The following is a 17,464-nucleotide window of genomic DNA, read 5'->3' on the forward strand; positions in this document are numbered from 1 at the left end:
ACGTGAAGAAATTGAACGTGGTCAGGTACTGGCTAAGCCGGGCACCATCAAGCCGCACACCAAGTTCGATTCTGAAGTGTACATTCTGTCCAAAGATGAAGGCGGCCGTCATACTCCGTTCTTCAAAGGCTACCGTCCGCAGTTCTACTTCCGTACTACTGACGTGACTGGTACCATCGAACTGCCGGAAGGCGTAGAGATGGTAATGCCGGGCGACAACATCAAAATGGTTGTTACCCTGATCCACCCGATCGCAATGGACGACGGTCTGCGTTTCGCAATCCGTGAAGGCGGCCGTACCGTTGGCGCGGGCGTTGTTGCTAAAGTTCTGGGCTAATTACTCGTTAATTAGTTTTGAATTGAAGAGGGCGCTTCGGCGCCCTTTTTGTTGCCTGCTATTTAGCCGCTGTTATATTTATTCACCCTTTTTAACGCTTCTCCCGTGGAGTAAATCGCTTTGTGCTATTGTAATCATAACCATTCTCATTTACACTTTGTGCGGAAATTGAACGGGAGCGATCATGTACGTTTGTTTGTGTAATGGTATAAGCGATAAAAAAATCCGCCAGGCTGTACGACAATTTCATCCACAGTCATTTCAACAGTTGCGTAAATTTATTCCTGTGGGAAATCAATGTGGTAAGTGTATTCGCGCCGCGCGAGAAGTGATGCAGGATGAGTTAACGCAAATGCCGGAATTTAAAGAGATCGCCTGAGTCACACTCTTTTTTTTGACATCCCTGTAGCCCCATCTACGCTCTAGAGAGTGGAAGCGGAGGGACTATAAAATGAAAGGTGATGTTAAAATCATAAATTATCTCAATAAACTATTGGGAAATGAGCTTGTCGCAATTAATCAGTATTTTCTTCATGCCCGTATGTTCAAAAACTGGGGGCTGACTCGGCTTAATGATGTTGAGTACCATGAATCCATTGATGAGATGAAACACGCCGATAAGTATATTGAGCGTATTTTATTTCTGGAAGGCATACCGAACCTACAGGATCTGGGCAAGCTGGGCATCGGTGAAGATGTCGAAGAGATGCTACGATCGGATCTCCGGCTCGAACTGGAAGGCGCAAAAGATCTACGTGAGGCAATAGCCTATGCCGATAGCGTTCATGATTATGTCAGCCGGGATATGATGATTGAAATTCTTGCCGACGAGGAAGGCCACATCGACTGGCTGGAAACTGAGCTGGATTTGATTGCCAAACTTGGTATGCAAAATTATCTGCAATCACAAATTAAGGTTACCGATTAACCGTCTGGAAAGAAAACTTTCCAACCTGTTATGAAACCCGCCACCGCCAGCCATGGCCCAAAAGGTAGCGGGTTTATTAATGCCGATTTACCTCTCACCAGTAGCGCGACGCCAAACCCGCCACAGGCCAACATGGCGGCAAGGAAAACCAGTAACGGCAGTGTTTCCCAACAATGCCACGCTCCTAAGGCTGCAAGGTACTTGACGTCGCCATATCCAAGCCCCTCTTTCTGATAACGCAGGCGATAGCCCCAGTAAATTAACGCGAATCCGCCATAGCCGGCGATAGCACCCCAAAGCGCATCCGGTAAACGCTCCGGCAGGCAAATCTGGTGATAAAGCAGACCACCCCACAGTAATGGACAGGTAAACCGGTCAGGCAACAGACCGGTACGCGCGTCGTATATGCCAAGTAATAAAGAGAACGACGCATAAAAAATGAGAAAGGGGAGGGCAACAAACATAAGCAAATCCTCGTCAAGGCTTGTGCTCACCTTTATAGATTTATGCGACAGCGACAACGACGTATCGCCAGATTTGCCTGATGCCTTCCAAAGAAAAGATGCGCGTTGCCATCCCATGCGTACCATCTGGAACCATGCTCGCATAAGAATAAAGCGCTTATTTTCTATCCGACACTTGCGTCAGGCTGAGATTTACGTATAATGCGCGGGCTTGTCGTAATTGACGGCAGGTTCGATTTGAACCTCGAATAGCCGATTTGGCTATTTAACAATGCTCCCAATCGGGGAGCTACGTAAGAACGGTTACACTCTCCCATCAATCGTAATGGGTGTGAGGAGTAATCATTTTCGTTTATAAAATAATTGGAGCTCTGGTCTCATGCAGAACCAAAGAATCCGTATCCGCCTGAAAGCGTTTGATCATCGTCTGATCGATCAATCAACCGCGGAAATCGTCGAGACTGCCAAGCGCACTGGTGCGCAGGTTCGCGGTCCGATCCCGCTGCCGACCCGCAAAGAGCGCTTTACCGTTCTGATCTCTCCGCACGTTAACAAAGATGCGCGCGATCAGTACGAAATTCGCACTCACAAGCGTCTGGTTGACATCGTTGAGCCAACCGAGAAAACCGTTGATGCTCTGATGCGTCTGGACCTGGCTGCCGGTGTAGACGTGCAGATCAGCCTGGGTTAATCAGGTCATCGAGCGATTGAGAGGTTGATACAATGATTGGTTTAGTCGGTAAAAAAGTGGGTATGACCCGCATCTTCACTGAAGATGGCGTCTCTATCCCAGTAACCGTAATCGAAGTTGAAGCAAACCGTGTTACTCAGGTTAAAGACCTGGCTAACGATGGCTACCGCGCTGTTCAGGTTACTACGGGTGCTAAAAAAGCTAACCGTGTCACCAGGCCGGAAGCGGGTCACTTTGCTAAAGCTGGCGTAGAAGCTGGCCGTGGTCTGTGGGAATTCCGTCTGGCTGAAGGCGAAGAATACACCGTAGGTCAGAGCATCAGCGTTGAACTGTTTGCTGACGTTAAAAAAGTTGACGTAACCGGTACCTCTAAAGGTAAAGGTTTCGCTGGTACCGTTAAGCGCTGGAACTTCCGTACCCAGGACGCTACTCACGGTAACTCCTTGTCTCACCGCGTTCCGGGTTCTATCGGTCAGAACCAGACTCCGGGCAAAGTGTTCAAAGGCAAGAAAATGGCAGGTCAGATGGGTAATGAGCGCGTAACCGTTCAGAGCCTTGACGTAGTACGCGTTGACGCTGAGCGCAACCTGCTGCTGGTTAAGGGTGGTGTTCCGGGTGCAACCGGTTGCGACCTGATCGTTAAACCAGCTGTGAAGGCGTAAGGGGATAGCAATGGAATTAGTATTGAAAGACGCGCAGAGCGCGCTGACTGTTTCCGAAACTACCTTCGGTCGTGATTTCAACGAAGCGCTGGTTCACCAGGTTGTTGTTGCTTATGCAGCTGGTGCTCGTCAGGGTACTCGTGCTCAGAAGACTCGTGCTGAAGTAACTGGTTCCGGTAAAAAACCGTGGCGCCAGAAAGGCACTGGCCGTGCGCGTTCAGGTTCTATCAAGAGCCCGATCTGGCGTTCCGGTGGCGTGACCTTCGCTGCTCGTCCGCAGGACCACAGTCAAAAAGTTAACAAGAAGATGTACCGCGGCGCGCTGAAAAGCATCCTGTCCGAACTGGTACGTCAGGATCGTCTGATCGTTGTCGAGAAGTTCTCTGTAGAAGCGCCGAAAACTAAGCTGCTGGCACAGAAACTGAAAGACATGGCTCTGGAAGATGTGCTGATCATCACCGGTGAGCTGGACGAGAACCTGTTCCTGGCCGCACGTAACCTGCACAAGGTTGACGTACGCGATGCGACTGGTATCGACCCGGTTAGCCTGATCGCCTTCGACAAAGTCGTAATGACTGCTGATGCTGTTAAGCAAGTTGAGGAGATGCTGGCATGATTCGTGAAGAACGTCTGCTGAAGGTGCTGCGCGCACCGCACGTTTCTGAAAAAGCGTCTACTGCGATGGAAAAAACCAACACCATCGTTCTCAAAGTTGCTAAAGACGCGACCAAAGCAGAAATCAAAGCTGCTGTGCAGAAACTGTTTGAAGTCGAAGTCGAAGTCGTTAACACCCTGGTCGTTAAAGGGAAAGTTAAACGTCACGGACAGCGTATCGGTCGTCGTAGCGACTGGAAAAAAGCTTACGTCACCCTGAAAGAAGGCCAGAATCTGGACTTCGTCGGCGGCGCTGAGTAAGTCGGAGGAGTAATACAATGGCAGTTGTTAAATGTAAACCGACATCTCCGGGTCGTCGCCACGTCGTTAAAGTGGTCAACCCAGAGCTGCACAAGGGCAAACCTTTTGCTCCGCTGGTTGAAAAAAACAGCAAATCCGGTGGTCGTAACAACAATGGCCGTATCACCACTCGTCATATCGGTGGTGGTCACAAACAGGCTTATCGTATTGTTGACTTCAAACGCAACAAAGACGGTATCCCGGCAGTTGTTGAACGTCTTGAGTACGATCCGAACCGTTCCGCGAACATCGCGCTGGTTCTGTACAAAGACGGCGAACGCCGTTACATCCTGGCCCCGAAAGGCCTGAAAGCTGGCGACCAGATTCAGTCTGGCGTTGATGCTGCAATCAAAGCAGGCAACACCCTGCCGATGCGCAATATCCCGGTTGGTTCTACCGTTCATAACGTAGAAATGAAACCAGGTAAAGGCGGTCAGCTGGCGCGTTCCGCTGGTACTTACGTTCAGATCGTTGCTCGCGATGGCGCTTATGTCACCCTGCGTCTGCGTTCTGGTGAAATGCGTAAAGTCGAAGCAGACTGCCGTGCAACCCTGGGCGAAGTTGGCAATGCTGAGCATATGCTGCGCGTTCTGGGTAAAGCAGGTGCTGCACGCTGGCGTGGCGTTCGTCCTACCGTTCGCGGTACTGCGATGAACCCAGTAGACCACCCACATGGTGGTGGTGAAGGTCGTAACTTTGGTAAGCACCCGGTAACTCCGTGGGGCGTTCAGACCAAAGGTAAGAAGACCCGCAGCAACAAGCGTACTGATAAATTCATCGTACGTCGCCGTAGCAAATAATTTTAGAGGATAAGCCATGCCACGTTCTCTCAAGAAAGGTCCTTTTATTGACCTGCACTTGCTGAAGAAGGTAGAGAAAGCGGTGGAAAGCGGAGACAAGAAGCCCCTGCGCACTTGGTCCCGTCGTTCAACGATCTTTCCTAACATGATCGGTTTGACCATCGCTGTCCATAATGGTCGTCAGCACGTTCCGGTATTTGTTTCCGACGAAATGGTCGGTCACAAACTGGGTGAATTCGCACCGACTCGTACTTATCGCGGCCACGCTGCTGATAAAAAAGCGAAGAAGAAATAAGGTAGGAGGAAGAGATGGAAACTATCGCTAAACATCGCCATGCTCGTTCTTCTGCTCAGAAGGTTCGCCTTGTTGCTGACCTGATTCGCGGTAAGAAAGTGTCGCAGGCTCTGGATATTCTGACCTACACCAACAAGAAAGCGGCTGTACTGGTCAAGAAAGTTCTGGAATCTGCCATTGCTAACGCTGAACACAACGATGGCGCTGACATTGACGATCTGAAAGTTACGAAAATTTTCGTAGACGAAGGCCCGAGCATGAAGCGCATTATGCCGCGTGCAAAAGGTCGTGCAGATCGCATCCTGAAGCGCACCAGCCACATCACTGTGGTTGTGTCCGATCGCTGAGACTCTGGAGACTAGCAATGGGTCAGAAAGTACATCCTAATGGTATTCGCCTGGGTATTGTAAAACCATGGAACTCTACCTGGTTTGCGAACACCAAAGAATTCGCTGACAACCTGGACAGCGATTTTAAAGTACGTCAGTACCTGACGAAGGAACTGGCTAAAGCGTCTGTATCTCGTATCGTTATCGAGCGTCCGGCTAAGAGCATCCGTGTGACTATTCACACCGCTCGCCCGGGTATCGTTATCGGTAAAAAAGGTGAAGACGTAGAAAAACTGCGTAAGGTCGTAGCGGATATCGCTGGCGTTCCTGCACAGATCAATATCGCCGAAGTTCGTAAACCTGAACTGGACGCTAAACTGGTTGCTGACAGCATCACTTCTCAGCTGGAACGTCGCGTTATGTTCCGTCGTGCGATGAAGCGTGCTGTACAGAACGCCATGCGTCTGGGCGCTAAAGGTATCAAAGTTGAAGTTAGCGGCCGTCTGGGCGGCGCGGAAATCGCACGTACCGAATGGTACCGCGAAGGTCGCGTACCGCTGCACACTCTGCGTGCTGACATCGACTACAACACCTCTGAAGCGCACACCACTTATGGTGTAATCGGCGTTAAAGTGTGGATCTTCAAAGGCGAGATCCTGGGTGGTATGGCTGCTGTTGAACAACCGGAAAAACCGGCTGCTCAACCGAAAAAGCAGCAGCGTAAAGGCCGTAAATAAGGAGCGTCGCTGATGTTACAACCAAAGCGTACAAAATTCCGTAAAATGCACAAAGGCCGCAACCGTGGTCTGGCTGCAGGCGCGGATGTTAGCTTCGGCAGCTTCGGCCTGAAAGCTGTTGGCCGTGGTCGTCTGACTGCCCGTCAGATCGAAGCAGCACGTCGTGCTATGACCCGTGCAGTTAAGCGTCAAGGTAAGATCTGGATCCGTGTATTCCCGGACAAACCGATCACTGAAAAGCCGCTGGCAGTGCGTATGGGTAAAGGTAAAGGTAACGTGGAGTATTGGGTTGCCTTGATTCAGCCGGGTAAAGTCCTGTATGAAATGGACGGCGTACCGGAAGAGCTGGCCCGTGAAGCATTCAAGCTGGCAGCAGCGAAACTGCCGATTAAAACCACCTTTGTAACTAAGACGGTGATGTAATGAAAGCAAAAGAGCTGCGTGAGAAGAGCGTTGAAGAGCTGAACACCGAGCTACTGAACCTGCTGCGTGAGCAGTTCAACCTGCGTATGCAGGCTGCAAGTGGCCAGCTGCAACAGTCTCACCTGTTGAAGCAAGTGCGTCGTGATGTCGCACGCGTTAAGACTTTACTGACTGAGAAGGCGGGTGCGTAATGACCGATAAAATCCGTACTCTGCAAGGTCGCGTGGTTAGCGACAAAATGGAGAAATCCATTGTTGTTGCTATCGAACGTTTTGTGAAACACCCGATCTACGGTAAATTCATCAAGCGTACGACCAAAATGCACGTACATGACGAGAACAACGAATGTGGTATCGGCGACGTGGTTGAAATCCGCGAATGCCGTCCGCTGTCCAAGACCAAATCCTGGACTCTGGTTCGCGTTGTAGAGAAAGCGGTTCTGTAATACAGTACGCATTCTCAACGAATAAACGGCTCAGCGATGGGCCGTTTATTTTTTCTACCCATATCTGATTTGCGGTGTTATAATGCCGCGCCCTCGATATGGGGTTTTTTTAACGACCTGATTTTCGGGTCTCAGTAGTAGTTGACATTAGCGGAGCACTAAAATGATCCAAGAACAGACTATGCTGAACGTCGCCGACAACTCCGGTGCACGTCGCGTAATGTGTATCAAGGTTCTGGGTGGCTCGCACCGTCGCTACGCAGGCGTAGGCGACATCATTAAGATCACCATCAAAGAAGCGATTCCGCGTGGTAAGGTCAAAAAAGGTGATGTGCTGAAGGCGGTAGTGGTGCGCACCAAGAAGGGTGTTCGTCGCCCGGACGGTTCTGTCATTCGCTTCGATGGTAATGCATGCGTTATTTTAAACAATAACAGCGAGCAGCCTATCGGTACGCGTATTTTTGGGCCGGTAACTCGTGAACTTCGTAACGAGAAGTTCATGAAAATTATCTCTCTGGCACCAGAAGTACTCTAAGGAGCGAATCATGGCAGCGAAAATCCGTCGTGATGACGAAGTTATCGTGTTAACCGGTAAAGATAAAGGTAAACGCGGTAAAGTTAAGAATGTCCTGTCTTCCGGCAAGGTCATTGTTGAAGGTATCAACCTGGTTAAGAAACACCAGAAGCCGGTTCCGGCTCTGAACCAACCGGGCGGCATCGTTGAAAAAGAAGCTGCAATTCAGGTTTCTAACGTTGCAATCTTCAATGCGGCAACCGGCAAGGCTGACCGTGTAGGCTTTAGATTCGAAGACGGCAAAAAAGTCCGTTTCTTCAAGTCTAACAGCGAAACTATCAAGTAATTTGGAGTAGTACGATGGCGAAACTGCATGATTACTACAAAGACGAAGTAGTTAACAAACTCATGACTGAGTTTAACTACAATTCTGTCATGCAAGTCCCTCGGGTCGAGAAGATCACCCTGAACATGGGTGTTGGTGAAGCGATCGCTGACAAGAAACTGCTGGATAACGCAGCAGCAGACCTGACAGCAATCTCCGGTCAAAAACCGTTGATCACCAAAGCACGCAAATCTGTTGCAGGCTTCAAAATCCGTCAGGGCTATCCGATCGGCTGTAAAGTAACTCTGCGTGGCGAACGCATGTGGGAGTTCTTTGAGCGCCTGATCACTATTGCTGTTCCTCGTATCCGTGACTTCCGTGGCTTGTCCGCTAAGTCATTCGACGGTCGTGGTAACTACAGCATGGGTGTCCGTGAGCAGATCATCTTCCCAGAAATCGACTACGATAAAGTCGACCGCGTTCGTGGTTTGGATATTACCATTACCACTACTGCGAAATCTGACGAAGAAGGCCGTGCTCTGCTGGCTGCCTTTGACTTCCCGTTCCGCAAGTAAGGTAGGGTTACTAAATGGCTAAGCAATCAATGAAAGCACGCGAAGTAAAACGCGTAGCTTTAGCTGATAAATACTTCGCGAAACGCGCTGAACTGAAAGCGATCATCTCTGATGTGAACGCAACCGACGAAGATCGTTGGAATGCGGTTCTTAAGCTGCAGACTCTGCCGCGTGATTCCAGCCCGTCACGTCAGCGTAACCGCTGCCGTCAAACTGGTCGTCCGCACGCTTTCCTGCGGAAGTTCGGGTTGAGCCGTATTAAGGTCCGTGAAGCCGCTATGCGCGGTGAAATTCCGGGTCTGAAAAAGGCTAGCTGGTAATTGTCACCAATTGAATCACGGGAGTAAAGACAGATGAGCATGCAAGATCCGATCGCGGATATGCTGACCCGTATCCGTAACGGTCAGGCCGCGAACAAAGCTGCGGTCACCATGCCTTCCTCCAAGCTGAAAGTGGCAATTGCCAACGTGCTGAAGGAAGAAGGTTTTATTGAAGATTTTAAAGTTGAAGGCGACACCAAGCCGGAACTGGAACTGACTCTTAAGTATTTCCAGGGTAAAGCTGTTGTAGAAAGCATTCAGCGTGTCAGCCGCCCAGGCCTGCGCATCTACAAACGTAAAGATGAGCTGCCGAAAGTTATGGCCGGTCTGGGTATCGCAGTTGTTTCTACCTCTAAAGGTGTTATGACTGATCGTGCAGCGCGCCAGGCTGGTCTTGGTGGCGAAATTATCTGCTACGTAGCCTAATCGGAGGAAAAAATGTCTCGTGTTGCTAAAGCACCGGTCGTTGTTCCTGCCGGCGTTGATGTCAAAATCAACGGTCAGGTTATTACGATCAAAGGTAAAAACGGCGAGCTGACTCGTACTCTCAACGATGCTGTTGAAGTTAAACATGCAGATAATGCACTGACCTTCGGTCCGCGTGATGGTTACGCAGACGGTTGGGCACAGGCTGGTACCGCGCGTGCCCTGCTGAACTCAATGGTTATCGGTGTTACCGAAGGCTTCACTAAGAAGCTGCAGCTGGTTGGTGTAGGTTATCGTGCAGCGGTTAAAGGGAATGTAGTAAACCTGTCTTTAGGTTTCTCTCACCCGGTTGACCATCAGCTGCCGGCAGGTATCACTGCTGAATGTCCGACTCAAACTGAAATCGTGCTGAAAGGCGCTGATAAGCAGGTGATCGGCCAGGTTGCAGCAGATCTGCGCGCCTACCGTCGTCCTGAGCCTTACAAAGGCAAGGGTGTTCGTTACGCCGACGAAGTCGTGCGTACCAAAGAGGCTAAGAAGAAGTAAGGTAACACTATGGATAAGAAATCTGCTCGTATCCGTCGTGCGACCCGCGCACGCCGCAAGCTCCAGGAGCTGGGCGCAACTCGCCTGGTGGTACATCGTACCCCGCGTCATATTTACGCACAGGTAATTGCACCGAACGGTTCTGAAGTTCTGGTAGCTGCTTCTACTGTAGAAAAAGCTATCGCTGAACAACTGAAGTACACCGGTAACAAAGACGCGGCTGCAGCTGTGGGTAAAGCTGTCGCTGAACGCGCTCTGGAAAAAGGCATCAAAGATGTGTCCTTTGACCGTTCCGGGTTCCAATATCATGGTCGTGTCCAGGCACTGGCAGATGCTGCCCGTGAAGCTGGCCTTCAGTTCTAAGGTAGAGGTGTAAGATGGCTCACATCGAAAAACAAGCTGGCGAACTGCAGGAAAAGCTGATCGCGGTAAACCGCGTATCTAAAACCGTTAAAGGTGGTCGTATTTTCTCCTTCACAGCTCTGACTGTAGTAGGCGATGGTAACGGTCGCGTAGGTTTTGGTTACGGTAAAGCGCGTGAAGTTCCAGCAGCGATCCAGAAAGCGATGGAAAAAGCCCGTCGCAATATGATTAACGTCGCGCTGAACAACGGCACCCTGCAGCACCCGGTTAAAGGTGTTCACACGGGGTCTCGTGTATTCATGCAGCCAGCTTCCGAAGGTACCGGTATCATCGCCGGTGGTGCAATGCGCGCCGTTCTGGAAGTTGCTGGGGTTCATAACGTTCTGGCTAAAGCATACGGTTCCACCAACCCGATCAACGTGGTTCGTGCAACTATTGATGGCCTGGAAAATATGAATTCTCCAGAAATGGTCGCTGCCAAGCGTGGTAAATCCGTTGAAGAAATTCTGGGGAAATAAACCATGGCAAAGACTATTAAAATTACTCAAACCCGCAGTGCAATCGGTCGTCTGCCGAAACACAAGGCAACGCTGCTTGGCCTGGGTCTGCGTCGTATTGGTCACACCGTAGAGCGCGAGGATACTCCTGCTGTTCGTGGTATGGTCAACGCGGTTTCCTTCATGGTTAAAGTTGAGGAGTAAGAGATGCGTTTAAATACTCTGTCTCCGGCCGAAGGCTCCAAAAAGGCGGGTAAACGCCTGGGTCGTGGTATCGGTTCTGGCCTCGGTAAAACCGGTGGTCGTGGTCACAAAGGTCAGAAGTCTCGTTCTGGCGGTGGCGTACGTCGCGGTTTCGAGGGTGGTCAGATGCCTCTGTACCGTCGTCTGCCGAAATTCGGCTTCACTTCTCGCAAAGCAGCGATTACAGCCGAAGTTCGTCTGTCTGACCTGGCGAAAGTAGAAGGCGGCGTTGTAGACCTGAACACGCTGAAAGCGGCAAACATTATCGGTATCCAGATCGAGTTCGCGAAAGTGATCCTGGCTGGTGAAGTCACTACTCCGGTAACTGTTCGTGGCCTGCGTGTTACTAAAGGCGCTCGTGCTGCTATCGAAGCTGCTGGCGGTAAAATCGAGGAATAAGTAGCAGATGGCTAAACAACCGGGATTAGATTTTCAAAGTGCCAAAGGTGGCTTAGGTGAGCTGAAACGCAGACTGCTGTTTGTTATCGGCGCGCTGATTGTGTTCCGTATTGGCTCTTTTATTCCGATCCCTGGTATTGATGCCGCTGTACTTGCCAAACTGCTTGAGCAACAGCGAGGCACCATCATTGAAATGTTTAACATGTTCTCTGGTGGTGCTCTCAGCCGTGCTTCTATCTTTGCCCTGGGGATCATGCCGTATATTTCGGCGTCGATCATTATCCAGCTGTTGACGGTGGTTCATCCAACGCTCGCAGAAATTAAGAAAGAAGGGGAGTCTGGTCGTCGTAAGATCAGCCAGTACACCCGTTACGGTACTCTGGTGCTGGCGATATTCCAGTCGATCGGTATTGCTACCGGTTTGCCGAATATGCCTGGTATGCAGGGCCTGGTGATGAATCCAGGCTTTGCATTCTATTTCACCGCTGTTGTAAGTCTGGTTACAGGAACCATGTTCCTGATGTGGCTCGGCGAACAGATTACTGAGCGCGGTATCGGCAACGGTATCTCAATCATCATCTTCGCTGGTATCGTTGCGGGACTCCCGCCAGCCATTGCCCATACTATCGAGCAAGCGCGTCAAGGCGACCTGCACTTCCTCGTGTTGCTGTTGGTTGCAGTATTAGTATTTGCAGTGACGTTCTTTGTAGTATTCGTTGAACGTGGTCAACGCCGTATTGTGGTAAACTACGCCAAACGTCAGCAAGGTCGTCGTGTCTATGCTGCACAGAGCACACATTTACCGCTGAAAGTGAATATGGCGGGGGTAATCCCGGCAATCTTCGCTTCCAGTATTATTCTGTTCCCGGCGACCATCGCGTCATGGTTCGGGGGCGGTACTGGTTGGAACTGGCTGACAACAATTTCGCTGTATTTGCAGCCTGGGCAACCGCTTTATGTGTTTCTCTATGCGTCTGCAATCATCTTCTTCTGTTTCTTCTACACGGCGTTGGTTTTCAACCCGCGTGAAACAGCAGATAACCTGAAGAAGTCCGGTGCATTTGTACCAGGAATTCGTCCGGGAGAGCAAACGGCGAAGTATATCGATAAAGTAATGACCCGCCTGACCCTGGTTGGTGCGCTGTATATTACCTTTATCTGCCTGATCCCGGAGTTCATGCGTGATGCAATGAAAGTGCAGTTCTACTACGGTGGGACATCACTGCTTATCGTTGATGTCGTGATTATGGACTTTATGGCTCAAGTGCAAACTCTGATGATGTCCAGTCAGTATGAGTCTGCATTGAAGAAGGCGAACCTGAAAGGCTACGGCCGTTAATTGGTCGCCTGAGAAGTTACGGAGAGTAAAAATGAAAGTTCGTGCTTCCGTCAAGAAATTATGCCGTAACTGCAAAATCGTTAAGCGTGATGGTGTCATCCGTGTGATTTGCAGTGCCGAGCCGAAGCATAAACAGCGCCAAGGCTGATTTTTTCGCATATTTTTCTTGCAAAGTTGGGTTGAGCTGGCTAGATTAGCCAGCCAATCTTTTGTATGTCTGTACGTTTCCATTTGAGTATCCTGAAAACGGGCTTTTCAGCATGGTACGTACATATTAAATAGTAGGAGTGCATAGTGGCCCGTATAGCAGGCATTAACATTCCTGATCAGAAACACGCCGTGATCGCGTTAACTTCGATCTACGGTGTCGGCAAGACCCGTTCTAAAGCCATCCTGGCTGCAGCGGGTATCGCTGAAAATGTTAAGATCAGTGAGCTGTCTGAAGAACAAATCGACACGCTGCGTGACGAAGTTGCCAAATTTGTCGTTGAAGGTGATCTGCGCCGTGAAATCAGCATGAGCATCAAGCGCCTGATGGATCTTGGTTGCTATCGCGGTTTGCGTCATCGTCGTGGTCTCCCGGTTCGCGGTCAGCGTACCAAGACCAACGCTCGTACCCGTAAGGGTCCGCGCAAACCGATCAAGAAATAATCGGGGTGATTGAATAATGGCAAAGGCACCAGTTCGCGCACGTAAACGTGTAAGAAAACAAGTCTCTGACGGCGTGGCTCATATCCATGCTTCTTTCAACAACACCATCGTGACTATTACCGATCGTCAGGGTAATGCGCTGGGTTGGGCAACAGCCGGTGGTTCCGGTTTCCGTGGTTCTCGCAAATCCACTCCGTTTGCAGCTCAGGTTGCAGCAGAGCGTTGCGCTGACGCCGTGAAAGAATACGGTATCAAGAATCTGGAAGTTATGGTTAAAGGTCCGGGTCCAGGCCGCGAATCTACTATTCGTGCTCTGAACGCCGCTGGTTTCCGCATCACTAATATTACTGATGTGACTCCGATCCCTCATAACGGTTGTCGTCCGCCGAAAAAACGTCGCGTATAACGCTTCGTTTTCCAGGTTAGTTGGAGAAAGAAAATGGCAAGATATTTGGGTCCTAAGCTCAAGCTGAGCCGTCGTGAGGGCACCGACTTATTCCTTAAGTCTGGCGTTCGCGCGATCGATACCAAGTGTAAAATTGAACAAGCTCCTGGCCAGCACGGTGCGCGTAAGCCGCGTCTGTCTGACTATGGTGTGCAGTTGCGTGAAAAGCAAAAAGTTCGCCGCATTTACGGTGTGCTGGAGCGTCAGTTCCGTAACTACTACAAAGAAGCAGCACGTCTGAAAGGCAACACCGGTGAAAACCTGTTGGCTCTGCTGGAAGGTCGTCTGGACAACGTTGTATACCGTATGGGCTTCGGCGCCACTCGTGCGGAAGCACGTCAGCTGGTTAGCCATAAAGCAATTATGGTAAACGGTCGTGTTGTTAACATCGCTTCTTATCAGGTTAGTCCGAATGACGTTGTTAGCATTCGTGAGAAAGCGAAGAAGCAGTCTCGCGTGAAAGCCGCTCTGGAGCTGGCTGAGCAGCGTGAAAAGCCAACCTGGCTGGAAGTTGATGCTGGCAAGATGGAAGGTACGTACAAGCGTAAGCCTGAGCGTTCTGATCTGTCTGCGGACATTAACGAACACCTGATCGTCGAGCTTTACTCCAAGTAAAGCTTAGTACCAAAGAGAGGACACAATGCAGGGTTCTGTGACAGAGTTTCTAAAACCGCGCCTGGTAGATATCGAGCAAGTGAGTTCGACGCACGCCAAGGTGACCCTTGAGCCTTTAGAGCGTGGCTTCGGCCATACTCTGGGTAACGCACTGCGCCGTATTCTGCTCTCATCGATGCCGGGTTGCGCGGTGACCGAGGTTGAGATTGATGGTGTACTACATGAGTACAGCACCAAAGAAGGCGTTCAGGAAGACATCCTGGAAATCCTGCTCAACCTGAAAGGGCTGGCGGTGAGAGTTCAGGGTAAAGATGAAGTTATTCTTACCTTGAATAAATCTGGCATTGGCCCTGTGACTGCAGCCGATATCACCCATGATGGGGATGTCGAAATCGTCAAGCCGCAGCACGTGATCTGCCACCTGACCGATGAAAACGCGTCTATTAGTATGCGTATCAAAGTTCAGCGCGGTCGTGGTTATGTGCCGGCTTCTACCCGAATTCATTCGGAAGAAGATGAGCGCCCAATCGGCCGTCTGCTGGTCGACGCCTGCTACAGCCCTGTAGAGCGTATTGCCTACAATGTTGAAGCAGCGCGTGTAGAACAGCGTACCGACCTGGACAAGCTGGTCATCGAAATGGAAACCAACGGCACAATCGATCCTGAAGAGGCGATTCGTCGTGCGGCAACCATCCTGGCTGAACAACTGGAAGCTTTCGTTGATTTACGTGATGTACGTCAACCGGAAGTGAAAGAAGAGAAACCAGAGTTCGATCCGATCCTGCTGCGCCCTGTTGACGATCTGGAATTGACTGTCCGCTCTGCTAACTGCCTCAAGGCAGAAGCTATCCACTATATCGGTGATCTGGTACAGCGTACCGAGGTTGAGCTTCTTAAGACGCCTAACCTGGGTAAAAAATCTCTTACCGAGATTAAAGACGTGCTGGCTTCCCGTGGACTGTCTCTGGGTATGCGCCTGGAAAACTGGCCACCGGCAAGCATCGCTGACGAGTAACCGGATCACAGGTTAAGGTTTTACTGAGAAGGATAAGGTCATGCGCCATCGTAAGAGTGGTCGTCAACTGAACCGCAACAGCAGCCATCGCCAGGCTATGTTCCGCAACATGGCAGGTTCACTGGTTCGTCATGAAATCATCAAGACGACCCTGCCTAAAGCGAAAGAGCTGCGTCGCGTAGTTGAGCCGCTGATTACTCTTGCCAAGACTGATAGCGTTGCTAATCGTCGTCTGGCATTCGCCCGTACTCGTGATAACGAGATCGTGGCAAAACTGTTTAACGAGCTGGGCCCGCGTTTCGCGAGCCGCGCCGGTGGTTACACTCGCATTCTGAAGTGTGGCTTCCGTGCAGGCGACAACGCGCCGATGGCATACATCGAGCTGGTTGATCGTTCAGAGAAAACAGAAGCTGCTGCAGAGTAATCTGTAGTAACGTAAAAAAACCCGCTTCGGCGGGTTTTTTTATACCCTCCTGAACCTCACATATCTACAATCATTGTATTCTTTTCGTTCAATCCCTGGAGCGACGTATGTGGTTACTTGACCAGTGGGCAGAGCGTCATATTATTGAGGCACAGCGTAAAGGCGAGTTTGATAATCTGCCTGGCCGCGGCGAGCCGCTTATTCTGGATGATGATTCTCATGTGCCGGCGGAACTTCGTGCGGGTTATCGCTTACTCAAGAATGCGGGCTGTCTTCCCCCTGAACTGGAGCAGCGCAGAGACGCTATTCAGTTACTTGATATCCTCAACAGTATCCGGGAAGATGACCCTCGATATCATCAGGTAAGTCGCCAGCTCTCGCTGCTTGAACTAAAACTTCGGCAGGCTGGGTTGAGTACCGATTTTTTACACGGTGAGTATGCAGAAAAACTGCTGCATAAAATCAACGATAATTAACGGAGCTTGTATGTATCGCATTGGTGAGCTGGCAAAGCTGGCAGACGTAACGCCTGATACCATTCGTTACTATGAAAAACAACAGATGATGGATCATGAGGTACGTACTGAAGGCGGGTTTCGTCTGTATACCGAAAACGATCTGCAGCGCCTCAAGTTTATTCGTTATGCGCGGCAGTTGGGTTTCACGCTTGAGTCGATCCGTGAACTTTTATCGATCCGAATTGATCCTGAGCACCATACCTGTCAGGAGTCAAAAAGTATTGTGCAAGAGCGATTGCAGGAGGTTGAAGCCAGGATTGCGGAACTGCAAACGATGCAGCGTTCGTTACAAAGGCTTAATGATGCTTGTTGCGGAACGGCCCACAGTAGCGTCTATTGTTCCATTCTGGAAGCCCTGGAACAGGGGGCCAGTGGAGCGAAATCAGGATGTTGATTTATTGAACCGGCGGGGCTACACTCGCGCCGTTAATTTATACAAACGGGAGACATTATGAGTCGTTATCAACATAAGAAAGGGCAGATAAAGGACAATGCCATTGAGGCATTACTGCACGATCCCCTTTTCAGGCAACGCGTTGAAAAAAATAAGAAAGGCAAAGGAAGTTATCTGCGTAAAGGTAAACACGGTAATCGAGGGAACTGGGAGGCCAGTGGCAAGAAAGTAAGTGACTTTTTTACCACTGGCCTTCTGCTTATTAAGAACGGTTATTTTGTTCTTTCAGCAGATCGCGGATTTCGCTCAATAACACTTCCTCTTTAGAAGGCGCTGGCGGAGCTGCCGGCTCTTCTGCTTTTTTACGGTTGAGTCTGTTGATAAGCTTAATGGCAACAAAGATAGCCAAGGCCACAATCACAAAATCAAATACGTTCTGGATAAACACGCCGTAATGCATGACGACCGCCGGAATATCTCCCTGCGCTTCGCGTAACGTAAAAGCAAATTGTTTAAAGTCGATCCCGCCGATTAACAATCCCAACGGCGGCATAATGATATCGGCAACCAGTGAAGAAACAATCTTACCGAATGCCGCGCCAATAATGACACCCACTGCCAAATCCACAACATTCCCGCGCATCGCGAATTCGCGAAATTCTTTAATAAAACTCATTTTTATTCTCCCTATGCAGCTGACGTTATAAGTTTAACAAATGCTAAGGCATTTTCCATTTACGGCTTCTGTTTAGCGAAATAAATTAAACCTTGATAAATAAAGGGAATTAAA

34 protein-coding genes and 2 pseudogenes are annotated in these 17,464 nt (G+C 50.1%); 34 read left to right on the plus strand and 2 right to left on the minus strand.

Annotated features, from left to right (window positions below; translation table 11 throughout):
* The 3 genes and pseudogenes from tuf to bfr all read left to right on the plus strand — a co-directional run.
* Positions 1 to 337, plus strand: a pseudogene (gene tuf, locus ACLD4K_RS20055) (elongation factor Tu); the annotation flags it as partial.
* Between the two features lie 184 nt (positions 338 to 521).
* Positions 522 to 716 carry a bacterioferritin-associated ferredoxin gene (gene bfd / locus ACLD4K_RS20060; RefSeq protein WP_000289082.1) on the plus strand — a complete coding sequence of 65 codons (195 nt, stop codon included), beginning with the start codon at positions 522 to 524 and terminating at the stop codon, positions 714 to 716.
* Between the two features lie 72 nt (positions 717 to 788).
* Positions 789 to 1,265: a bacterioferritin gene (bfr, locus tag ACLD4K_RS20065; protein ID WP_000675530.1), complete on the plus strand. Its 477-nt coding sequence runs from the start codon at positions 789 to 791 to the stop codon at positions 1,263 to 1,265.
* Here bfr and hopD read toward each other — a convergent pair.
* A complete protein-coding gene (gene hopD / locus ACLD4K_RS20070) occupies positions 1,262 to 1,729 on the minus strand; it encodes a prepilin peptidase (RefSeq protein ID WP_000495848.1) in 468 nt (155 codons plus the stop codon). The two genes, bfr and hopD, sit on opposite strands and share 4 nt — an antisense overlap.
* 379 nt (positions 1,730 to 2,108) lie before the next feature.
* On the opposite strand from hopD, the gene rpsJ reads away from it, so the two are divergent.
* The 31 genes and pseudogenes from rpsJ to ACLD4K_RS20225 all read left to right on the plus strand — a co-directional run.
* Positions 2,109 to 2,420, plus strand: coding sequence for a 30S ribosomal protein S10 (rpsJ, locus tag ACLD4K_RS20075; protein WP_001181005.1), 312 nt, complete (start codon positions 2,109 to 2,111; stop codon positions 2,418 to 2,420).
* Positions 2,421 to 2,452: 32 nt separating this feature from the next.
* Entirely contained in the window at positions 2,453 to 3,082 is a 630-nt protein-coding gene (gene rplC / locus ACLD4K_RS20080) for a 50S ribosomal protein L3 (protein ID WP_080111320.1), read from the plus strand.
* 10 nt (positions 3,083 to 3,092) lie between these two features.
* Complete coding sequence (gene rplD / locus ACLD4K_RS20085; protein ID WP_000424395.1) at positions 3,093 to 3,698, plus strand: 50S ribosomal protein L4; 606 nt, start codon at positions 3,093 to 3,095, stop codon at positions 3,696 to 3,698.
* Positions 3,695 to 3,997 carry a 50S ribosomal protein L23 gene (gene rplW, locus ACLD4K_RS20090; RefSeq protein ID WP_000617546.1) on the plus strand — a complete coding sequence of 101 codons (303 nt, stop codon included), beginning with the start codon at positions 3,695 to 3,697 and terminating at the stop codon, positions 3,995 to 3,997. Before rplD ends, rplW begins: the two co-directional genes overlap by 4 nt.
* 17 nt (positions 3,998 to 4,014) lie before the next feature.
* Positions 4,015 to 4,836 (plus strand): 50S ribosomal protein L2, encoded by an 822-nt coding sequence (gene rplB / locus ACLD4K_RS20095; protein ID WP_000301869.1) that lies wholly within the window; start codon positions 4,015 to 4,017, stop codon positions 4,834 to 4,836.
* 16 nt (positions 4,837 to 4,852) lie between these two features.
* Positions 4,853 to 5,131 (plus strand): 30S ribosomal protein S19, encoded by a 279-nt coding sequence (rpsS, locus tag ACLD4K_RS20100; protein WP_001138115.1) that lies wholly within the window; start codon positions 4,853 to 4,855, stop codon positions 5,129 to 5,131.
* A gap of 14 nt (positions 5,132 to 5,145) precedes the next feature.
* Complete coding sequence (rplV, locus tag ACLD4K_RS20105; RefSeq protein WP_000447529.1) at positions 5,146 to 5,478, plus strand: 50S ribosomal protein L22; 333 nt, start codon at positions 5,146 to 5,148, stop codon at positions 5,476 to 5,478.
* A 17-nt stretch (positions 5,479 to 5,495) separates the two neighbouring features.
* The gene (gene rpsC / locus ACLD4K_RS20110; RefSeq protein WP_000529945.1) at positions 5,496 to 6,197 is read left to right on the plus strand and encodes a 30S ribosomal protein S3; all 702 of its coding nucleotides are present in this window, start codon (positions 5,496 to 5,498) and stop codon (positions 6,195 to 6,197) included.
* A gap of 12 nt (positions 6,198 to 6,209) precedes the next feature.
* Positions 6,210 to 6,620, plus strand: coding sequence for a 50S ribosomal protein L16 (gene rplP / locus ACLD4K_RS20115; protein WP_000941208.1), 411 nt, complete (start codon positions 6,210 to 6,212; stop codon positions 6,618 to 6,620).
* A complete protein-coding gene (rpmC, locus tag ACLD4K_RS20120; RefSeq protein WP_000644742.1) occupies positions 6,620 to 6,811 on the plus strand; it encodes a 50S ribosomal protein L29 in 192 nt (63 codons plus the stop codon). Before rplP ends, rpmC begins: the two co-directional genes overlap by 1 nt.
* Positions 6,811 to 7,065: a 30S ribosomal protein S17 gene (gene rpsQ / locus ACLD4K_RS20125; protein ID WP_000130101.1), complete on the plus strand. Its 255-nt coding sequence runs from the start codon at positions 6,811 to 6,813 to the stop codon at positions 7,063 to 7,065. The genes rpmC and rpsQ overlap by 1 nt, the downstream gene beginning before the upstream one ends.
* Before the next feature lie 163 nt (positions 7,066 to 7,228).
* Positions 7,229 to 7,600 carry a 50S ribosomal protein L14 gene (rplN, locus tag ACLD4K_RS20130; protein ID WP_000613954.1) on the plus strand — a complete coding sequence of 124 codons (372 nt, stop codon included), beginning with the start codon at positions 7,229 to 7,231 and terminating at the stop codon, positions 7,598 to 7,600.
* A 10-nt stretch (positions 7,601 to 7,610) separates the two neighbouring features.
* Positions 7,611 to 7,925, plus strand: coding sequence for a 50S ribosomal protein L24 (rplX, locus tag ACLD4K_RS20135; RefSeq protein ID WP_000729185.1), 315 nt, complete (start codon positions 7,611 to 7,613; stop codon positions 7,923 to 7,925).
* 14 nt (positions 7,926 to 7,939) lie between these two features.
* Positions 7,940 to 8,479 (plus strand): 50S ribosomal protein L5, encoded by a 540-nt coding sequence (rplE, locus tag ACLD4K_RS20140; RefSeq protein WP_001096206.1) that lies wholly within the window; start codon positions 7,940 to 7,942, stop codon positions 8,477 to 8,479.
* 14 nt (positions 8,480 to 8,493) lie between these two features.
* Positions 8,494 to 8,799, plus strand: a complete 306-nt coding sequence (rpsN, locus tag ACLD4K_RS20145) for a 30S ribosomal protein S14 (protein WP_001118932.1) — start codon at positions 8,494 to 8,496, stop codon at positions 8,797 to 8,799.
* Between the two features lie 33 nt (positions 8,800 to 8,832).
* Positions 8,833 to 9,225: a 30S ribosomal protein S8 gene (rpsH, locus tag ACLD4K_RS20150; RefSeq protein ID WP_000062611.1), complete on the plus strand. Its 393-nt coding sequence runs from the start codon at positions 8,833 to 8,835 to the stop codon at positions 9,223 to 9,225.
* A gap of 12 nt (positions 9,226 to 9,237) precedes the next feature.
* Positions 9,238 to 9,771, plus strand: coding sequence for a 50S ribosomal protein L6 (rplF, locus tag ACLD4K_RS20155; RefSeq protein ID WP_000091939.1), 534 nt, complete (start codon positions 9,238 to 9,240; stop codon positions 9,769 to 9,771).
* Positions 9,772 to 9,780: 9 nt separating this feature from the next.
* Complete coding sequence (gene rplR / locus ACLD4K_RS20160; RefSeq protein WP_000358960.1) at positions 9,781 to 10,134, plus strand: 50S ribosomal protein L18; 354 nt, start codon at positions 9,781 to 9,783, stop codon at positions 10,132 to 10,134.
* A 14-nt stretch (positions 10,135 to 10,148) separates the two neighbouring features.
* A complete protein-coding gene (gene rpsE / locus ACLD4K_RS20165) occupies positions 10,149 to 10,652 on the plus strand; it encodes a 30S ribosomal protein S5 (protein ID WP_000940121.1) in 504 nt (167 codons plus the stop codon).
* 3 nt (positions 10,653 to 10,655) lie between these two features.
* Entirely contained in the window at positions 10,656 to 10,835 is a 180-nt protein-coding gene (gene rpmD / locus ACLD4K_RS20170) for a 50S ribosomal protein L30 (RefSeq protein ID WP_001140434.1), read from the plus strand.
* Between the two features lie 3 nt (positions 10,836 to 10,838).
* Positions 10,839 to 11,273, plus strand: coding sequence for a 50S ribosomal protein L15 (rplO, locus tag ACLD4K_RS20175; protein ID WP_001238917.1), 435 nt, complete (start codon positions 10,839 to 10,841; stop codon positions 11,271 to 11,273).
* 7 nt (positions 11,274 to 11,280) lie between these two features.
* The gene (gene secY, locus ACLD4K_RS20180) at positions 11,281 to 12,612 is read left to right on the plus strand and encodes a preprotein translocase subunit SecY (protein WP_411012398.1); all 1,332 of its coding nucleotides are present in this window, start codon (positions 11,281 to 11,283) and stop codon (positions 12,610 to 12,612) included.
* A 31-nt stretch (positions 12,613 to 12,643) separates the two neighbouring features.
* On the plus strand, positions 12,644 to 12,760 hold the full coding sequence (rpmJ, locus tag ACLD4K_RS20185) for a 50S ribosomal protein L36 (RefSeq protein ID WP_000868187.1): 117 nt from the start codon (positions 12,644 to 12,646) through the stop codon (positions 12,758 to 12,760).
* Positions 12,761 to 12,906: 146 nt separating this feature from the next.
* Positions 12,907 to 13,263: a 30S ribosomal protein S13 gene (rpsM, locus tag ACLD4K_RS20190; protein ID WP_000090780.1), complete on the plus strand. Its 357-nt coding sequence runs from the start codon at positions 12,907 to 12,909 to the stop codon at positions 13,261 to 13,263.
* 16 nt (positions 13,264 to 13,279) lie between these two features.
* Complete coding sequence (rpsK, locus tag ACLD4K_RS20195) at positions 13,280 to 13,669, plus strand: 30S ribosomal protein S11 (protein WP_001029758.1); 390 nt, start codon at positions 13,280 to 13,282, stop codon at positions 13,667 to 13,669.
* Positions 13,670 to 13,702: 33 nt separating this feature from the next.
* A complete protein-coding gene (gene rpsD, locus ACLD4K_RS20200; RefSeq protein ID WP_000135226.1) occupies positions 13,703 to 14,323 on the plus strand; it encodes a 30S ribosomal protein S4 in 621 nt (206 codons plus the stop codon).
* 25 nt (positions 14,324 to 14,348) lie between these two features.
* Positions 14,349 to 15,338 carry a DNA-directed RNA polymerase subunit alpha gene (locus ACLD4K_RS20205; protein ID WP_001162094.1) on the plus strand — a complete coding sequence of 330 codons (990 nt, stop codon included), beginning with the start codon at positions 14,349 to 14,351 and terminating at the stop codon, positions 15,336 to 15,338.
* Positions 15,339 to 15,378: 40 nt separating this feature from the next.
* Positions 15,379 to 15,762, plus strand: a complete 384-nt coding sequence (gene rplQ / locus ACLD4K_RS20210) for a 50S ribosomal protein L17 (protein ID WP_001216370.1) — start codon at positions 15,379 to 15,381, stop codon at positions 15,760 to 15,762.
* A 107-nt stretch (positions 15,763 to 15,869) separates the two neighbouring features.
* On the plus strand, positions 15,870 to 16,238 hold the full coding sequence (locus ACLD4K_RS20215) for a DUF1992 domain-containing protein (protein ID WP_000266515.1): 369 nt from the start codon (positions 15,870 to 15,872) through the stop codon (positions 16,236 to 16,238).
* 10 nt (positions 16,239 to 16,248) lie between these two features.
* Positions 16,249 to 16,674 (plus strand): Zn(2+)-responsive transcriptional regulator, encoded by a 426-nt coding sequence (zntR, locus tag ACLD4K_RS20220; protein WP_000285588.1) that lies wholly within the window; start codon positions 16,249 to 16,251, stop codon positions 16,672 to 16,674.
* A gap of 57 nt (positions 16,675 to 16,731) precedes the next feature.
* Positions 16,732 to 16,935: pseudogene (locus ACLD4K_RS20225) on the plus strand (alternative ribosome-rescue factor A); the annotation flags it as partial.
* 1 nt (position 16,936) lies between these two features.
* On the opposite strand, the gene mscL reads toward ACLD4K_RS20225, so the two are convergent.
* The gene (gene mscL, locus ACLD4K_RS20230; RefSeq protein ID WP_411012399.1) at positions 16,937 to 17,350 is read right to left on the minus strand and encodes a large-conductance mechanosensitive channel protein MscL; all 414 of its coding nucleotides are present in this window, start codon (positions 17,348 to 17,350) and stop codon (positions 16,937 to 16,939) included.
* Between the last annotated feature and the right edge of the window lie 114 nt (positions 17,351 to 17,464).

The organism is Salmonella sp. 741265055_HSA, from assembly GCF_046569525.1.
In the GTDB taxonomy this organism is placed as follows: domain Bacteria; phylum Pseudomonadota; class Gammaproteobacteria; order Enterobacterales; family Enterobacteriaceae; genus Salmonella; species Salmonella enterica.

What these genes read in the sequence shown, in the direction of transcription:
- bfd (WP_000289082.1), top strand. Translation starts at nt 522, where the DNA reads ATGTACGTTTGTTTGTGTAATGGTATAAGCGATAAAAAAATCCGCCAG.
- bfr (WP_000675530.1), top strand. Translation starts at nt 789, where the DNA reads ATGAAAGGTGATGTTAAAATCATAAATTATCTCAATAAACTATTGGGA.
- hopD (WP_000495848.1), bottom strand. Translation starts at nt 1,729, where the DNA reads ATGTTTGTTGCCCTCCCCTTTCTCATTTTTTATGCGTCGTTCTCTTTA.
- rpsJ (WP_001181005.1), top strand. Translation starts at nt 2,109, where the DNA reads ATGCAGAACCAAAGAATCCGTATCCGCCTGAAAGCGTTTGATCATCGT.
- rplC (WP_080111320.1), top strand. Translation starts at nt 2,453, where the DNA reads ATGATTGGTTTAGTCGGTAAAAAAGTGGGTATGACCCGCATCTTCACT.
- rplD (WP_000424395.1), top strand. Translation starts at nt 3,093, where the DNA reads ATGGAATTAGTATTGAAAGACGCGCAGAGCGCGCTGACTGTTTCCGAA.
- rplW (WP_000617546.1), top strand. Translation starts at nt 3,695, where the DNA reads ATGATTCGTGAAGAACGTCTGCTGAAGGTGCTGCGCGCACCGCACGTT.
- rplB (WP_000301869.1), top strand. Translation starts at nt 4,015, where the DNA reads ATGGCAGTTGTTAAATGTAAACCGACATCTCCGGGTCGTCGCCACGTC.
- rpsS (WP_001138115.1), top strand. Translation starts at nt 4,853, where the DNA reads ATGCCACGTTCTCTCAAGAAAGGTCCTTTTATTGACCTGCACTTGCTG.
- rplV (WP_000447529.1), top strand. Translation starts at nt 5,146, where the DNA reads ATGGAAACTATCGCTAAACATCGCCATGCTCGTTCTTCTGCTCAGAAG.
- rpsC (WP_000529945.1), top strand. Translation starts at nt 5,496, where the DNA reads ATGGGTCAGAAAGTACATCCTAATGGTATTCGCCTGGGTATTGTAAAA.
- rplP (WP_000941208.1), top strand. Translation starts at nt 6,210, where the DNA reads ATGTTACAACCAAAGCGTACAAAATTCCGTAAAATGCACAAAGGCCGC.
- rpmC (WP_000644742.1), top strand. Translation starts at nt 6,620, where the DNA reads ATGAAAGCAAAAGAGCTGCGTGAGAAGAGCGTTGAAGAGCTGAACACC.
- rpsQ (WP_000130101.1), top strand. Translation starts at nt 6,811, where the DNA reads ATGACCGATAAAATCCGTACTCTGCAAGGTCGCGTGGTTAGCGACAAA.
- rplN (WP_000613954.1), top strand. Translation starts at nt 7,229, where the DNA reads ATGATCCAAGAACAGACTATGCTGAACGTCGCCGACAACTCCGGTGCA.
- rplX (WP_000729185.1), top strand. Translation starts at nt 7,611, where the DNA reads ATGGCAGCGAAAATCCGTCGTGATGACGAAGTTATCGTGTTAACCGGT.
- rplE (WP_001096206.1), top strand. Translation starts at nt 7,940, where the DNA reads ATGGCGAAACTGCATGATTACTACAAAGACGAAGTAGTTAACAAACTC.
- rpsN (WP_001118932.1), top strand. Translation starts at nt 8,494, where the DNA reads ATGGCTAAGCAATCAATGAAAGCACGCGAAGTAAAACGCGTAGCTTTA.
- rpsH (WP_000062611.1), top strand. Translation starts at nt 8,833, where the DNA reads ATGAGCATGCAAGATCCGATCGCGGATATGCTGACCCGTATCCGTAAC.
- rplF (WP_000091939.1), top strand. Translation starts at nt 9,238, where the DNA reads ATGTCTCGTGTTGCTAAAGCACCGGTCGTTGTTCCTGCCGGCGTTGAT.
- rplR (WP_000358960.1), top strand. Translation starts at nt 9,781, where the DNA reads ATGGATAAGAAATCTGCTCGTATCCGTCGTGCGACCCGCGCACGCCGC.
- rpsE (WP_000940121.1), top strand. Translation starts at nt 10,149, where the DNA reads ATGGCTCACATCGAAAAACAAGCTGGCGAACTGCAGGAAAAGCTGATC.
- rpmD (WP_001140434.1), top strand. Translation starts at nt 10,656, where the DNA reads ATGGCAAAGACTATTAAAATTACTCAAACCCGCAGTGCAATCGGTCGT.
- rplO (WP_001238917.1), top strand. Translation starts at nt 10,839, where the DNA reads ATGCGTTTAAATACTCTGTCTCCGGCCGAAGGCTCCAAAAAGGCGGGT.
- secY (WP_411012398.1), top strand. Translation starts at nt 11,281, where the DNA reads ATGGCTAAACAACCGGGATTAGATTTTCAAAGTGCCAAAGGTGGCTTA.
- rpmJ (WP_000868187.1), top strand. Translation starts at nt 12,644, where the DNA reads ATGAAAGTTCGTGCTTCCGTCAAGAAATTATGCCGTAACTGCAAAATC.
- rpsK (WP_001029758.1), top strand. Translation starts at nt 13,280, where the DNA reads ATGGCAAAGGCACCAGTTCGCGCACGTAAACGTGTAAGAAAACAAGTC.
- rpsD (WP_000135226.1), top strand. Translation starts at nt 13,703, where the DNA reads ATGGCAAGATATTTGGGTCCTAAGCTCAAGCTGAGCCGTCGTGAGGGC.
- ACLD4K_RS20205 (WP_001162094.1), top strand. Translation starts at nt 14,349, where the DNA reads ATGCAGGGTTCTGTGACAGAGTTTCTAAAACCGCGCCTGGTAGATATC.
- rplQ (WP_001216370.1), top strand. Translation starts at nt 15,379, where the DNA reads ATGCGCCATCGTAAGAGTGGTCGTCAACTGAACCGCAACAGCAGCCAT.
- ACLD4K_RS20215 (WP_000266515.1), top strand. Translation starts at nt 15,870, where the DNA reads ATGTGGTTACTTGACCAGTGGGCAGAGCGTCATATTATTGAGGCACAG.
- zntR (WP_000285588.1), top strand. Translation starts at nt 16,249, where the DNA reads ATGTATCGCATTGGTGAGCTGGCAAAGCTGGCAGACGTAACGCCTGAT.
- mscL (WP_411012399.1), bottom strand. Translation starts at nt 17,350, where the DNA reads ATGAGTTTTATTAAAGAATTTCGCGAATTCGCGATGCGCGGGAATGTT.